Source organism: Rhodocaloribacter litoris (assembly GCF_011682235.2).
Classification (GTDB): domain Bacteria; phylum Bacteroidota; class Rhodothermia; order Rhodothermales; family ISCAR-4553; genus Rhodocaloribacter; species Rhodocaloribacter litoris.
Genome location: NZ_CP076718.1, coordinates 4,149,884 through 4,164,347, shown reverse-complemented (window position 1 = coordinate 4,164,347; position 14,464 = coordinate 4,149,884). Strand labels below are relative to the sequence as shown.

At 69.8% G+C, this 14,464-nt stretch carries 11 protein-coding genes; all 11 read right to left on the bottom strand.

Features of this window, described 5'->3' with window-relative positions; all coding sequences use genetic code 11:
* Nucleotides 1-12: 12 nt before the first annotated feature.
* The 11 genes from GQ464_RS17285 to GQ464_RS17235 all read right to left on the bottom strand — a co-directional run bounded on the left by GQ464_RS17285 (nucleotide 13) and on the right by GQ464_RS17235 (nucleotide 14,464).
* Nucleotides 13-1,035 carry a WD40/YVTN/BNR-like repeat-containing protein gene (locus GQ464_RS17285; protein ID WP_166976517.1) on the bottom strand — a complete coding sequence of 341 codons (1,023 nt, stop codon included), beginning with the start codon at nucleotides 1,033-1,035 and terminating at the stop codon, nucleotides 13-15.
* Entirely contained in the window at nucleotides 1,032-2,894 is a 1,863-nt protein-coding gene (locus GQ464_RS17280; protein WP_166976518.1) for a hypothetical protein, read from the bottom strand. Before GQ464_RS17280 ends, GQ464_RS17285 begins: the two co-directional genes overlap by 4 nt.
* Before the next feature lie 8 nt (nucleotides 2,895-2,902).
* Nucleotides 2,903-3,934, bottom strand: a complete 1,032-nt coding sequence (locus tag GQ464_RS17275) for a Gfo/Idh/MocA family protein (protein ID WP_166976519.1) — start codon at nucleotides 3,932-3,934, stop codon at nucleotides 2,903-2,905.
* On the bottom strand, nucleotides 3,931-4,779 hold the full coding sequence (locus GQ464_RS17270; protein WP_166976520.1) for a sugar phosphate isomerase/epimerase family protein: 849 nt from the start codon (nucleotides 4,777-4,779) through the stop codon (nucleotides 3,931-3,933). Before GQ464_RS17270 ends, GQ464_RS17275 begins: the two co-directional genes overlap by 4 nt.
* A gap of 12 nt (nucleotides 4,780-4,791) precedes the next feature.
* Complete coding sequence (locus GQ464_RS17265; RefSeq protein WP_166976521.1) at nucleotides 4,792-6,072, bottom strand: extracellular solute-binding protein; 1,281 nt, start codon at nucleotides 6,070-6,072, stop codon at nucleotides 4,792-4,794.
* Nucleotides 6,073-6,101: 29 nt separating this feature from the next.
* A complete protein-coding gene (locus tag GQ464_RS17260) occupies nucleotides 6,102-7,001 on the bottom strand; it encodes a carbohydrate ABC transporter permease (RefSeq protein ID WP_166976522.1) in 900 nt (299 codons plus the stop codon).
* 17 nt (nucleotides 7,002-7,018) lie between these two features.
* On the bottom strand, nucleotides 7,019-8,293 hold the full coding sequence (locus GQ464_RS17255; protein WP_166976523.1) for an aminotransferase class V-fold PLP-dependent enzyme: 1,275 nt from the start codon (nucleotides 8,291-8,293) through the stop codon (nucleotides 7,019-7,021).
* An 8-nt stretch (nucleotides 8,294-8,301) separates the two neighbouring features.
* Complete coding sequence (locus tag GQ464_RS17250) at nucleotides 8,302-9,186, bottom strand: carbohydrate ABC transporter permease (protein ID WP_166976524.1); 885 nt, start codon at nucleotides 9,184-9,186, stop codon at nucleotides 8,302-8,304.
* Complete coding sequence (locus tag GQ464_RS17245; protein ID WP_166976525.1) at nucleotides 9,173-10,750, bottom strand: hypothetical protein; 1,578 nt, start codon at nucleotides 10,748-10,750, stop codon at nucleotides 9,173-9,175. Before GQ464_RS17245 ends, GQ464_RS17250 begins: the two co-directional genes overlap by 14 nt.
* Before the next feature lie 73 nt (nucleotides 10,751-10,823).
* Nucleotides 10,824-11,831, bottom strand: a complete 1,008-nt coding sequence (locus tag GQ464_RS17240) for a PorV/PorQ family protein (protein ID WP_166976526.1) — start codon at nucleotides 11,829-11,831, stop codon at nucleotides 10,824-10,826.
* A gap of 35 nt (nucleotides 11,832-11,866) precedes the next feature.
* The gene (locus GQ464_RS17235) at nucleotides 11,867-14,464 is read right to left on the bottom strand and encodes a T9SS type A sorting domain-containing protein (RefSeq protein ID WP_166976527.1); all 2,598 of its coding nucleotides are present in this window, start codon (nucleotides 14,462-14,464) and stop codon (nucleotides 11,867-11,869) included.

Below are 14,464 nucleotides of genomic sequence, written 5' to 3'. Positions count from 1 at the left end.
CGGTGAGCGAATTCATCGGGGATAGACGAACGTAAGGTCGAAGATCAGCGCGCCTTCGAGGCCCAGCAGCGTCCAGGTACGGCCCAGGTCGTCCGAGGCAAAGAGTCCCTCCTCGACGGTAGCGGCCAGCAGCCGGCCGGGCACGTTGGCGTCGAAGACGATCTCGTAGAAGTCGTCGACGGGCAGGGTGTCGCCGCGCCGTTCCCAGGTCCGCCCGCCGTCGACGGAGACGAGGACGCCGGTGTCCCATCCGGCGGCGGCCATACGCCGGGCGTCGTGGGGGTCGATGGCGACGCCGTGGATGCTGTGTGCGGCCCAGGCCGGGGCCACGGGGTGCCAGGTCCGCCCGCCGTCGGTGGAGCGGTGGAGGCCGTGCCGGTAGGTGGCGGCGAGCCAGACGTCCGGCGCGGTGCGGCTCTGCTGGAGGTCGAGCACCTCCACGCCGGGCAGGCCGGCGCGCAGCCACGTCCGGCCGCCGTCCTCCGAGACGTAGACGCCGTCGTCGGTCCCGGCCAGGACGCGGTAGGCGGTCGTACGGTCCACCTCCACGGTCTCGGTGTACGTCTTGCCCGGCGGGATGCCCACGCTGGCTTCCTCCCAGGTGTCCCCGCCGTCCGTCGAGCGCCAGACGCCGTAGGCGGTGCCGGCATAGACGAAGCCGGGGGCGTGGGCGTCCACGGCCACATCCTGCACCTCGGTCATGCGCCAGTCGGTGACGATGCGCCAGGAACGACCGCCGTCGAAGGTGCGCAACACGCCGTTGCCGGCGGCCACGAAGAGCGTGTCCGGCCGGCCGGGCACGGCGGCGACGGCATTGACGCGCGGGTTGTTGTGTCCCAGGTGCACCCAGCGTCCGTCCGGCTCGCGCCGGATGAGGCCGCTCTCGTCCAGGCTACTGCCGACGACGTAGCCTTTCGACGGGATAAAGCCGCCGTAGAGGATCGCCGGGCCGGCGTCCGCCTGGGCCACGGCCCCGCGCGGAGGCACACCGAGCAACAACAGGAGCCCGACCGGAAGAAGGTGCATTCGTCTCATGGCGTGCCGGGGTCTTGCCGGTTGTCGGAAGGGGTCTCGACCCACTCGCGGATCGTGAGGGTGTTGAAGTCGAGCAGGCGACGCAGCGCGCCGTAGCGCATCTCGAGCCGGCGGCTCTCCGGTGCGGCCTGCAGGAACGGGCCGTCGTAAAGGGGCCAGGCGGCATAATCCACCGGGGTGCCGTTCAGACGGGGCGTCTCGCCATAGGTGAGCTCCATGGTGGCCCCGCCGAGCGTGGTGAAGCGGACCGACGGCACGGGGCGGGTGGAGACGTCCAGCGGCAGCGCCCGCACCGCCGCCCGGAACGCCTCCATGGAGGCGTAGGCCGAAGCCGGAGCCACCTGCACGACAGCGCCGTTCTTCAGATGCGGGCTCACCAGCCGCCGGTGCTTCCGGTTCTCGTCCCAGGCGTCGGGCTGCTCCTCCCAGCGGTAGGGTGCCAGCGGGTAGTAGGCGATCAGGGCCTCTCCGCCCCGGGCGAAGATCCAGCCGGAACGGTCCTCCTTCAGGTCACGCAGCTCGTCCGAAAAGAAGGCGTTGACGTGCGGGAAGCGCGTGCCGGGTGGGATGTCGTAGAGGGCGATGAGGGCATCCTCGTGCTGGAAAACCTGCTCATAGGGCGAGCCGCCGGTGAGCTTGTCCGGCGAATCGTACTCTTTCTTCGAGCGCACGACGATCTCGGTGACGAACTCCTGCAACTCGGCGAAGTACATCCCCAGCTCGACCGGAGACGAGTAGGGATGGAGGGAAAACAGGGTGTTGCGGGCCTCTTCGGGGTCGTCGGTGCGCCAGATCAGGCTCCAGGTCTGTTGCTGGATGGGCTGAAGGAGGCCGCCCTGTGTCGAGCCGAGGACGTACTCGGGCCGCACGTACGTGTATTTGTAGACCGGCGCGTTGCGTTCCCTGCTGTAGCGGATGCGGTGGCGCGTGCGCTTGAGCTCGCGGTGGACATAGGGCGCCCGCCGGTCGGTGGCGATGTAGTGCAGGATGGGCGGAGGGCGATAGCCGCTCAGGGCCAGAATCAGCGTCTCGCCGGTGGGCTGGAACGGGGTGTTGCCGAAGAGGAGCCAGGCCGTCGGGGCGGCGCCGGGTGCCCGGAAGGGGCGGATCACCTCGCGCTCGTAGATGCGGCTGTGGGCCCCTCCCGAGAGGCCGTCCAGGCTCTCCGCGGCGAAGTCGGCCAGCAGGTAGTCGAGCATCATGCGGGCGCGCTGCCGCATGGCCGGTTCTTCGGCGTAGGCATAGAGCAGGGCCATCGGCGTGAGATAGACGCGCAGGTAGTGGGGCGAATCGTATTCGCCCTGGCCGCGGCGGGTCGTCAGGTCCATCCAGGCGATCAGGTAGTCCCGCGCCTCCGCCATGTTTTCCTCCGAGCTCTTGCCGGTAAACCAGGACGAGCCGGGTTCGCCCGGATACTGCTGAGCGGCCAGGTAGAGCGCCGTGTAGTAGAGCGCCCAGTGGTTCTCGGTGTCGCCGCGGTAGGGCGTGTAGGTGCGCCAGAGGTCCCGCATGCGGCGGCGGGTGGCTTCGGGCAGCGTGCCCCGGTCGTTGTACATGACCGTGACGAAGGGGTACATCCAGAACATGTCGCCCCGGGGATGGGCCATGAGCGAGTCGAGGCGGGCCACGCACCAGGTGCCGCAGGTGCCGCGATAGAGGCGGGCGGCGACGTCGAGGTAGCCGCCGCGGCTCAGGTCGTCATCGGGGATGCGGGTGGCGAAGTACGTGATGAGGGAATCGCGGCGGGCCTGGAAGGCGCGGTCGAGGTCGCCCGGCGTCGCCTGGCGGGCCCGGGCCGTGGCGGGAGGCAGGAGCAGCCCGCATCCCATCATCAGGACCAGTAGTCGGCAGATCGGCATCGCGTATCTCAGGCTGGATGGCGGTCGGGAGCGTAGACGGGCACCGGGACGGCAGCCTGACGGGCCAGGCTGGCTTCGACGGCCTCGACGACCGCCAGCGCCTGCAGGCCGGCATAGCCGTCGGTCTCGGGCCGCTGCCGCGTGCGGACGGCCCGGGCAAAGGCCGCCATCTGGTCGACGTAGGAACCGTAGGGATCGTCGCCGGCGTCGAGCGTCTCGAGGACGGCCCCCGAGCGGTCGGTCACGGTGAGCGTGTGGGGCGTGCCGGCCAGGCTGCCCTCCGTGGCGGCGACGTGCCAGGCAAAACGCACCGGCGTGCAGTAGTTCGACACGAGGGTGGCCGTGGCCCCGTCCGGCAACCCCAGCAGCGCGGCCACGTGGTCCACGACGGGCGGGCCGGTCGTCAGCGCGGCGGCCCGGGCCTGCACCGTCTCGACGCGCCCCGCCAGGTAGTGCACCAGGTCGACGCCGTGGATGCCGAGCTGCATCATGGGCAGGAGCGGGCACGTGCCCGGGTGCAGCCGCCACGAACCGGCCGGCAGGCGCTGCGCCGTGTCGGAAGAGAAGTGCACCTCGATGCTGGCCACACGCCCCAGGGCCCCGCTCGCCAGCAACGCCCGGGCCCGGCGGGCGGGGCGCCCCCGGCGCATGTTGTGCCCGACCATCAGCACCCGGCCGGTCGCCTCGGCCGCCCGCACCATCGCTCGCCCGTCCGCCACGGTGTTCGCCAGCGGCTTCTCGACGAACACGTCGTATCCGGCGGCCAGGGCCGCCTCGGCCTGGGGACGGTGCAGGTGGTTCGGCGTCACGAGGACCACGGCCTCGACGTCGTCGCGGGCGAGCAGCGCCTCGTAGGACGGAGCCACGGCACACCCGAACCGGGCGGCGGCCGCCCGGGCCTCGGCGGCGTCGGGATCGTAGACGGCGACCACGCGCAGCGCCGGCACGGAGGCCACCGCCTGCTGGATCGTCCGCCCGTGCCCGCCCAGCCCGGCCATGGCCAGGCGTACGGGTTCGGCCTGTTCAGGGGGGGTCGTCATCGTCCGTCCTCCGGGTCTCGGGCGACCTCGCCGCGGATGCACGCCGCGAGGAGGCGCCGCAGGTTCGCCAGGGCCCGCTCCGAACAGACACGGAGCGGGGTGCAATGGGTCTCGATCGTCAGATGGGGCAGGTCCGTCTCGTGGACGAGCCACGGGAGGATCTCGTCCCACGGGGTCGTCCCCTCACCTACCGGCAACCAGGGAGCCTCGGGCCGCGCCGGGTAATAGTCCTTCACGTGCACGCCCGCCAGGTAGGGGCGCACCGCCAGGAAATCGGCACGGGTGGGCACCTGTCCCCCCCAGTGCAGGTTGGCCGGGTCCCAGTTGAGGCGGAGGGCGGGATGGCCGATCTCGTCGAGCATCGCCGCCGCCTCGGCCGGGCGGTCGATCCAGAAGTCCGGCTCGTTCTCGAGGGCCAGCACCATACCCGCCTCGGCGACCTGCCGGGCCGCCCGCTCGAAGGCCTGCATCGCCCGCATGCGGCCCGAGGGCAGTTCGCCCCGGTACCGCTGGAAGCCGAAGGCGATGAGCACCGGCACCTCGAACCGCCGGGCCAGTTCGATGGCACGGGGCAGCACGTCGTCCAGCTCGCGGCGCAGGCGGGCCTTGTCCGAGACCACCCCTTTGAACAGGCCGGGCGAGACCGCGGTGATCTGCGCCCCGGCCGCCCGGGCCGCCTCGACGGCCCGCACCTCCCCCGGCGTGAAGGCCGGGAAACGACCCGTGCGCCCTTCCCGCAGTTCGAACCGGCGCAGGCCCCAGTCCATGGCCGTCGCCAGCGCCTCTTCCACCTCGGGGGCTACCTCGTCGGTGATGATGCCCAGTTCCGGGATCGTGTCACGCATCGTCTCGTCCGGTTATGAAGGGTCCCGCCGCCGGTTCGGAGCCAGCACGGCGTTCATGTCCCGCTCGGCCAGGCGCAGCATCTCGCCGGCCTCCAGGCGGCCGTAGCAGAACTGTTCGATGTAGGCGCCGAGGATGTCGAGCGCCCGGCCGGCACGGGGAAAGCCCCCGGAGAGCCGGGCCGGCTGCTCCAGGAACACCCGCCAGCGCGGGTCGCCAGTGTAGGCGGGGCGGCGGGCCACCGAGCGGAGAGCCGGCACCACGCTCCCGCCTGCTGCATAGCGTACATACACCGAGTCGCTCATCAGGAAGCGGGCAAAGCGCCAGGCCGCGTCCGGGTGCGGGCTGTCCCGGCTGACGGCGAACATGTAGGCCCCGCCGCTGCTGAGCGAGGTGTCCCGCCGCGGGATCGGCGCCACACCGAAGTCCAGGTCCGGGTAGTTCTGCTTCAGCCACCCGATGACGTGGGGTTCGCGGATGAACATGGACACCCGTCCCTGCCCGAATCCCTGCTGATCGCCTTCGAGGGCCACGTCGTCGATGCGGCGCCGGAAGAGGACCTCGGCGTAGAAGTCGAGCGCGGCCCGTCCGGCGGGGCTGTTGATGAGGGTGCGCGTGCCGTTCTCGTCGAAGGCGCGACCGCCGGCGCTGTAGAGGAACGTCAACCACTTCTCGGCCGTGCCGGCCTTGAACCCCGTCTTGCGCAGCGACAGCCCCGCACGCACGGGCGTCCCGTCGGGACGGCGCACGGTGAGGCGGTCGGCCATCTCCAGCAGCTCGTCCCAGGTGCGGGGCGGGCGGTCCGGATCGAGGCCCGCTTCCCGGAAGTGCGTGCGGTTGTAGTAGAGGGCGGTCCAGACCACGTCGCTCACGACACCGTAGTACGTCCCGTCGAACCGGGCCGCGGTGCGGGCCATCTCGTTGACGCTGTTCGTGTCGACCAGGGCCACCACGTCGGGCGGGGCGGGCGCCAGCAGCCCCAGCGCCGCCAGCTCGGCCCCCACGTTCGTGTTGACGTGGAACAGGTCGGGCGCCTGCCCGCTGGCAAACCGCAGGCGCAGCTTGATCTCGAAATCCTTCAGCGAACTGCCCGGGAACTGCTCGATGCGCACGTCCACCTCCGGATGGGCCGCCTCGAAAGCCTGCTCGGCCCACCGGTAGAAGGCGACCTGCGACGTGCTGATGAGCAGGACGAAGACACGTACGGGGATGCGACCGTCGGAAGCCGGCTCCTGCGACGCGGCACCACACCCCATGCCGGTCGCCACCAGCAGCACCGGCAGCAGCCACAGCACGGCGGATCGTATGGGGGTCCGAAGGCGCTTCATCCCTTGATACCCGTCATGGTGATGCCCTGGATGAACTGCCGCTGCATGAAGAGAAAGAAGACGATGATCGGCGCCACGGCCACCGTCGCGGCCGCCATCATCTTCACGTAGTCCGGATTGTTGATGTCGGAGAAGCTCAGGATGCCCACCTCGACGGGCTTGAGCGTCTCGGTGTTGATCACGATGAGCGGCCAGAGGAAGTCGCTCCAGGACCACATGAACAGGAAGATGGCGTAGGCGGCCAGGGCCGGACGAATGAGCGGGAGCACCACCTGAAAGTAGATTCGCAGCGGTCCGCACCCGTCGATGCGGGCGGCGTCGAGCAGGGCGTCCGGGATGTCCTTGATCGTCTGCCGGAACAGGAAGATGCCGAACGGCTCCATCAGCCCCACGACCACGACCGCCCAGTACGTGTCCACCCAGCCGAAATCGACCATCATCTCGTAGAGCACGAGCATCTTGACCTGGAAGGGGATCATCATCGTCAGAAGGATGGCCCCGAAGAGGCCGTCCCGGCCGGGAAACTTCATCTTGGCGAAGAGGAAGCCGGCCAGGGAGCAGAAGAAGAGGGCCGGCACCATGCGCAGGCCGGTGTAGATGGCGCTGTTGAGGAAGTAGCGCAACAGGGGCCGCTCGGTGAAGACGGCCCGGTAGTTGTCCCAGGTCAGGGGGTCGGGCCAGAGCGCCCGGAGGAAGGCCATGAGGCGACGTGGCGTATTGAAGAAGGCCTCGGCGTCGGCGGGGGTCTTGAGCGAGGTGAGCACCATCCAGACGAGCGGCCCGACCATCACCGCGGCGCCGAGGAGCAGCACGAGGTGCACCCCGACCCGCCCCGGTGCGGGCAGGCGGAGGCGCCCCCTCCAGGCTCCGGTCCTCGTCGCAGGCGGCTGGTACATGGCGGGCTTCCTCCGGATCAGCGCAGGTCCCGGGCACGACGGACGGCCTCGGCGACCCGCTCGCACTCGTCTTCCTGGTTGAAGATATGGGTGGAGATGCGGAGGGCGTCGAGCCCCCGCTCGCTGACGATCCGGCAGCGCAGGCCGTGCTCCTGGAGCAGATAGCGGTAGAGGTCGCGGTACGGCACACCCTCGACCCGGATCGTCGTCATGGCAGCGGCCAGGTCGTCCGACGCCGGGGTGAGGATCGTCACGCCCGGGAGGGCACGGAGGCGGGCCTGCAGGGTACGGGCCAGGGTGCGGGCCCGTTCGGCCACGCGCGCCATCCCGATGGTTTCGAGGAACCGCACCGCGGCCCCGAGCCCCACCACCGAAGCCGCATCGCGCGTGCCCACCTCGTACCGGCGGGCCGAAGCGTGGTACCCGAAGCGGTCCGGCAGGTGGACGTCGCCGTCGTCGCCGTAGGCGCCCGTCTCGGTGGGGCGCACGGCGTCGAGCCGGTCCCGGCGGACGTAGAGCACGCCCGTGCCGTGCGGCCCGCCCATCCACTTGTGCCCGCTCGTGGCGAAGGAGTCGCACCCGATGGCATGCAGGTCGACGGGGATCATGCCGGCCGCCTGTGCCCCGTCGATGTGGAACCACAGGCCCCGCTCCCGCGCCAGGCGGGCGATGTCCTCGACCGGAAAGCGAATGCCCGTCGGCGCGGTGACGTGGCTCACCTGGATGACGCGCGTGCGCGGGGTGATCAGGGCGGCGATGCGCTCCAGGTTGCCCGCGGCGCTCGTCGGGTCCGGCTCGAAGAGGCGCACGCGGATGCCCTGCTCTTTCTGCCGGGCCATCCACGGAAAGGACCCGCCCGGGTGCGCGTGCGACTCGAAAATGACCTCGTCGCCGGGCCGCAGGTCGAGCCCCATGGCGACGGTCGCGTTGCCTTCGGTGGCATTGCGGGTGAAGGCGATCTCGTCCGGATCGGCACCCAGGAAGGCTGCCACCGCCGGGCGCGTCTCCTCGATCAGGTGGTGCCCGGTCTCCGACAGCGCCTGCAGCGACCGGGTGGTCTGCTCGACGGCCGCCAGCACGGCATACGGCGCCGGCCCCAGCCCGCCGGTGTTGAGGTAAACGCGCTCGAACGTCAGCGGGTACTGCAGGCGCACCACGCGCCAGAAATCCGGGTCGTCGAACCCGGGCAGCGGGGGGGCCGGCTCCCGCCCCGGCCGGATCGCTCCGGCCAGACCGGCCCCCAGCGCCGCTCGCCCGAGACTCGAGACGAAATGCCTGCGTGACTGCTTCATGACGTTTCTCACCGCTCGCGGTCCAACCGCATCTGTACGTAGGTCATGCCGGCAATGAGCACGAGCAGGACGACCGCCGCCGCCGAGGCATAACCCATCTCGTCATACTGGATCCCCTGCTCGTAGATATGATAGACGATGGTGCGGGTGGCATTCACCGGCCCCCCCTGGGTCATCGCCAGCACGATGGTGAACACCTGGAAGGACCGGATGACCGCCGTGATGCTGACGAGCACCACGATGGGACGCAACGACGGCAACGTCACCAGGCGAAACGTCTGCCAGGGCGTGGCCCCTTCCAGACGCGACACCTCATAGTACTCGGCCGGGATGCTCTGCAACGCCGCCGCGAACAGAACCATGTCGAACCCCAGGTTTTTCCACACCGTCAGCGCCATCAGGGCCGGCAGCGCCAGGTGCTCGTCGAGCAACCAGCCCTGCGGCGGCAGACCGGCAAACGTCAACAGGTAGTTGATCAGCCCGTTCGAGGCATAGAGCCACCGCCAGATCATCGCCGTGGCCATGAGCGAGGTGACGACGGGGATGAAGTAGAGCGTCCGGTAGAACCGCGCCCATCGGCCGGTGCCCTCGACCATCACGGCCAGCACCAGCGCCAGCACCACGCCGGCCACCACGCAGCCGGCCACGAAGAGCAACGTGTTGCCCAGCGCCGAGAGAAAGAGCGGGTCCTGGAACTGCCGCACGTAGTTCTCCAGCCCGATGAACGGCGTGTGCCGGCGCAACAGCCCGTAGTCGAAGAAACTCAGGGCGATGCTCTTGAGGATCGGGTAGTACTGGAAAACGAGGAAAAAGACGAGTGTGGGCAGGAGCAGCACGTACGCGGCTCGCACCTCGCCTCGTCCCGCTCGCCCCCCGATGCTAAGCGCCGGCATACGTCACCTCCACACTTGCGCTCCCGGTAACCGCTCGCTGCATCGCGGCATAGGTGCTTTCCTCCACCCGCTCCACCGTGAAGGGCACGTCCGCCCCGTCCCACCGGGCCGCCACCGGCCTCCGGCCCGGCGGCAGCAGCAGGTGCAGGCTGACCTCGGCCCCGCTCGAGGCGATCTCCAGGCGGATCGTGCGGGCCTCCGGGTCGTGTTCGAAACGATAGCCGAAGGTTCCGCCCCCGGCCGGATAGCCGACCTGCACGGCCGCCCGCCGCTCGCCGGCGGCCACCCAGCGCGGCGCCAGCCGCACCCGCCGGAACGAGTGCGCCCGGTCCACCACCCCGCACAGCCCTTCCACGAACGCCCAGAGCATCGCCGAGGCCCCCCAGCCGTCGGTGGCCGTCGCTTCGGGGCTGGTGCTGGTCTCGACAGAGGAGGGCGTGCCGTCCGGGAAGTACCAGAGGTAGGTGGCCTGCTGCGCGGCGATCATCGCGCGGTACTGCTCGAGGGTCTCGACCCCGTAGCGCTCGAAGCCGTGCTCGAAGGCGGCCCGGGCCAGCTCGCCGCCCACGAGCGGCATGATGCCGCCGTTGCAATAGGCCCCCGGCACGAGGCGCTCGTCCCCGAAGGTGCCGGCCGGAAAGGGCGGGTCGATGCTGAACCATTCGGCGAAGGCGCTTCCGGCCTCCCGCCGCCGCCGGTACTCCCGCAGGATGGACACGGCGATGGCGTGATCGGCCAGGCCCCGGTTGATCGCCATGGGGTTGCTCAGGCTCAGCTGCTCGGCCTCGTCGACGCCGGGGTCCGGCACCGGCCCGAGCCGGTAGAAGTGGGTGTAGAAACGGCCGTTGAACAGCAGCCGGTTGGCCTGCGCCCGCACCGCGTCGGCCCGCGCCCGCCAGGCCGCGGCGCGCTCCCCGGCCCCGATGTGGTCGTAGAGCCGGGCCAGCAGCAGGGCCGCCTCGTAGAGGCCGCTGTTGTCGCCGTGCATGATGCCCCAGAACGTCTCGTCGGTGATCTGGAAGTTGAGCCAGGGGTGGCGCCCGGCCGTGAAGTCGAAGTCCCAGGTGTCGATGGTATAGGGCCGCTTGACCAGGCCGTGGTGCGCGTCCCACCGCCAGGGGTGGGTCGTGGTGTAGACGAGCGCCCGGTCGAGCGCGGGCAGAAGCCGGGCGATCCAGTCGTCATCTCCCGAGGCCTGCCAGGCCAGGAAGGCCGCCTTCACGAACCGGTACTCGACGTCGGCCTCGACGGGTACCCGCACCCACGTCTCCCAGTTCTCCCGCCCGCCCATCGGACGGGTCGTGACGAAGTCGAAGAGGCGGCCGTTGCGGGCCTGCTGCCGGGCGAAAGCGTCCACGGCGCTCTGCACGTCGTCCGTGAAATAGCGCCCGGCCCGGAGGATGTCCGAGTGGTCGCGGATCCAGAGCGCCGGTGAGTCGGGGCTCCGGTACCCGCGCACCGCCTGGCCGTCGACGGCCAGGGTGATGACGTCGGCGGCCAGAAACGCGGCGATCTGTTCACAGAAGGGGCCCCATCGGCCCGAAGACGTTTCTACGGTCAGCAAGCTTCCGTCAGGCGGGTTGAGGAAACGGGGGGTCCGGCGGGCCGCGCGCCCGCTCCGACCGGCGCGGCGGCCGTCACATCCCGATGCGCAGGGTGAAGCGATGGACGTTGTCCAGGAGGTCCATCTGCGTGAAGGCGTAGTCGAGGCCGAGGGCGTAGTCCCCCAGGGCATACTGGAGGCCGGCCCCGAGCGAGACGCCTTCGATCGAGGTTTTGACGGGGTCGCGGGTGCTGGTGCCGTCGTCTTCGGCCCCGGCATAGTTGAAGCGGTAGCCGGCCCGGAGGAACAGCAGGTCGTAGAAGGACAGCTCGGCCCCGCCATAGACGAGCTGCTGCGAATCGAGCGGCTTGGTGGCGTCGACGGCCAGCATCAGGCGCATCTGCTCCCGGTTGACGGGGTAGATCGTCGAGCCGATGGAGAACGTCAGCGGGAGCGGGTTGTCCTGGTTATAGAAGGACAGGTCGGTGCCCAGGTTGCTCAGCCGGGCGGCCAGCTGCCAGCCGGCCACGCCGACGTGATAGACCGAACCGAAGTCGAAGGCCAGGGCCGAGGCACCGACGCCGTCGATGCGCTCGCTGATGTACTTGACCGTCGCCCCCAGGCTCAGCCGGTCGATCACGTACCGGGCGTAGGAGAGGCTGACGGCCAGGTCGGTGTAGTTGTACGTGGGCGCGGTCTCCGTGTCGGTCACGAGTTCCTGCAGGATGGGGTCGGTGTACCCGTTCTGCCGGTTGGCCGGGATGTCCGTCAGCCCGAAATACTGCACGCCCAGGGTGAGGGTGCCGTAGGCGGTGTTGTACCCGGCCGCCAGCGCCCCGGCTTCGATGTCGGCGATCCAGTCGACGTAGGAGAAGCTGACACTGCCGCGCCGGTCGCCGTGGAGGGCGGTTCCGGCGGGGTTCCAGAAGATCTGCCCGGCGTCCCCCGTCAGGGCCGTCGCCGCCGAGCCGAGGGCCACCTCGCGGGCCCCGATCCCCACCTCGAGGAAGGCGGCGCCGGTACGCCCGGCCTTGCGCTGCGCCTCGGCCGGCAAGACGACCAGGGCGGCCAGCAGGATGCTCAGAAAGAGGATTCGTTTCATGGCGGACCTCATGCGTCTCATCGTGAAGGCAGGAGCTAGCGGAGGATGGCAAAGTGACCGACGGCCTCGCGGTTGCCGTTGTCGTACGAGACATGGTAGATGTAGAGGCCGCTGGCGACCTCCACGCCGTCCTTGGAGAACATGTCCCAGGTGTACTTGCCGTCGGTGGCGCCCTCCACGGTCGTCTGGAAGATGATCTGCCCGGAGACGTCCAGGATGGTCAGGGTGTAGGATTCGGGCAGGTTGAGGAAGTCGATGCTGTGGCTCGACGGGTTGTCGCGCTCGTCGTTGAGGCCGGTGATCTTGTAGGGGTTGGGCGTCACCGTGATGAGCTGCGCCACGCGGTCGACCGGGGCCACGGGGGGCGTCACCGTGAACGGCCCTCCGATGTTCTTGCTGTTCTGCGTGCCGGGTGCCGGATAGTCGGCCGCCCGGATGGCGAACGGGTAGGTGTCGATCCAGGGCGCAAAGAGGCCGATCTGGCCGTCCGGCACGTCGCGGCTGTTACGCCCGTTCCGGTTGAAGTTGGACGACTCGATATGCCCGACGGGCACGGGGCCGAGCGGTCCGGTGAAGCTCCCCTCCTTGTAGGCGGAGACGTAGTACCAGTAGGTGAAGCCGGTGATGGCCTCGGTGTCCTCATAGCTGTAGTCGTACCCGCCCGTGGCGTCGTTGTACTGGGACACCTCGCTGACCGGAATCTTCGCGATGAGCTGGTAGGGTCCCCACTCGGCCGGCTGGTAGAAGTTCTGCGTGTCGCCGGCGAACTCGGCAAAGGCGTCGAAGTAGGGGTTGCCGGCATCAGCGAACTGCTTGATGCTGCCGCCGGGCTCATGGAGCCGGTGGTAGTTGTCGACGAGGGCAAAGCCGTTGGCGCCTTCCTCCTGGCTCGGGAACCAGCTCTCACGCTGGAACTGGGCGGCCCGCCAGATCTTGTAGCCGTCGACGTCCGGGTCGATGCCGGAGACGTCGGTCCAGCGGATGCGGGCGGTGCCGTTCGTCGTGCTCTCCACGCGGATGTCGGGGGCCGGCGGCACGGGCAGCGCGTCCCGCACGTTCCAGCCGCGCTCCCAGGCCCACCGGGCCGCCTTCGCTGCGTCGGCGACGCCCTCCCAGCGGAAGCCGCCCGTCATGACGAAGACGAGCGTCATGGATTCCCCGACCTCCAGGGCAAAGGGTCCCACGCCGTGGTTGACGTCCTGCCCGAAGGTGTACTCCTGCGTGAAGCCCGTTCCCCCGTAGAAGTTGCCCGAAGCCGCCTGCGGGTTGAGGCGATCCTCCCAGATGGGCTGTTCGATGGCGGTGGGACTGACGTCCACGCTGGCGTGCTTATAGTCGCCGTCGGGACGCACGCCCGGCGCCGCCTGCCCGAAGGTGGTCACGTCCCCGGGGGTGCCGCCGGAGAACAGGTTCGGGTTCGGCGCCCGGTTGCTGTTGTCGAACGTGGTGCGTTTGCCGTAATCGGCATACCAGGTGGCCGTGGCGGAATAGAAGGCCAGGTCCGCCCGGTTCAGGTTGAACAGGCTGGGGTCCTGGTTCGTGGCGGAGGTATACCAGCCGGCCTCACCCCCGACGCCGACGGGATGCGTGCCGAAGAGGGTGCGCTTGTCCGGCGCGCCCGCCAGGGCCGCCAGGTTGTTGTCGTCGATGGCGCCCTGCTTGGCCCCCAGCCACATCACGGCGTTCCAGACGTCGGTATAGCCTTCGAGGATGGCGCCGTCGTTGACGCCGATGAGGCGGGTGCCCGGCGCGGGCGTGGTCCGGCCGTCGGTCCGCGAGGGCGGAACGTTGGCGTACCAGACGAACATGGGGGGATCGTCCGCGACGGCCGGCACCAGGTACCCCATCGTACGCCCGGCGCCGAAGCGGTTCGAGCGCCCGGCCGTCTGGGTGATGCGCACCGAGATGGACGGGATCATCCAGGCGGCCGCCGCCACGGCGTCGATGGCGTGCCCGGTCAGCTCGGGTGTGCCGTCCCCGTTGGCGTCCACGACGCCCGTGTTCGTCATCGAGATCTCGAGCACGACGAAGTCGTTCAGGTTCTGCTCGTTGATCGTGTACTGGTGGGCGCGGAGCTTGAAGTCGATGCCGGCCGTGGTGGGCCAGCCGGCTTCATAGACGAGGTGGGTGCGCGTCTCGTCGGTGAAGCGGGCCTCGCGCCGGTAGTTGCGGGCCGGGTCGCCGGCACCGGGCACGTTCGGCGTGTAGTAGGCGAACATGTACCGGTCGTCGGGCGTGGCGTCGTCGGCCCGGAGGATGGGCGTGGGCCAGCCGTCGGCCTCGAAGACGGGGAAGACGAGCCGGGTGCCGTCCCGCCAGTTGCTCGTCAGGTCGTAGCCGCCGGGCCAGACGCCGTTGGGTTCGAGCCAGTTGGTGCCGTCGGGGCCCAGGGTGATCCAGTGCAGCGCCCCGCGGTCCCGGTTCGGATCCTCGACGCCGTTGTCGGTGGCGGTGTTCATGGGCTTGATCGTGTTCCAGAAATCCCCGGCGACCATGTAGCCGTCACCGGGGACGGTGGGCCGGGACGCCGTCTTGAACAGGGACGAGGGGACGTCCCGTTTCTGGGCCTGCACCGGCCCCACCAGGGCCAGGCAGAGGCCCAGCAGGCCGGCCAGGCGCTGAATTCGTTTCAT

Bases quoted from the DNA above. Each gene is read 5' to 3' on its own strand.
- GQ464_RS17285 (WP_166976517.1), bottom strand. From the start codon at position 1,035: ATGAGACGAATGCACCTTCTTCCGGTCGGGCTCCTGTTGTTGCTCGGT.
- GQ464_RS17280 (WP_166976518.1), bottom strand. From the start codon at position 2,894: ATGCCGATCTGCCGACTACTGGTCCTGATGATGGGATGCGGGCTGCTC.
- GQ464_RS17275 (WP_166976519.1), bottom strand. From the start codon at position 3,934: ATGACGACCCCCCCTGAACAGGCCGAACCCGTACGCCTGGCCATGGCC.
- GQ464_RS17270 (WP_166976520.1), bottom strand. From the start codon at position 4,779: ATGCGTGACACGATCCCGGAACTGGGCATCATCACCGACGAGGTAGCC.
- GQ464_RS17260 (WP_166976522.1), bottom strand. From the start codon at position 7,001: ATGTACCAGCCGCCTGCGACGAGGACCGGAGCCTGGAGGGGGCGCCTC.
- GQ464_RS17255 (WP_166976523.1), bottom strand. From the start codon at position 8,293: ATGAAGCAGTCACGCAGGCATTTCGTCTCGAGTCTCGGGCGAGCGGCG.
- GQ464_RS17250 (WP_166976524.1), bottom strand. From the start codon at position 9,186: ATGCCGGCGCTTAGCATCGGGGGGCGAGCGGGACGAGGCGAGGTGCGA.
- GQ464_RS17240 (WP_166976526.1), bottom strand. From the start codon at position 11,831: ATGAAACGAATCCTCTTTCTGAGCATCCTGCTGGCCGCCCTGGTCGTC.
- GQ464_RS17235 (WP_166976527.1), bottom strand. From the start codon at position 14,464: ATGAAACGAATTCAGCGCCTGGCCGGCCTGCTGGGCCTCTGCCTGGCC.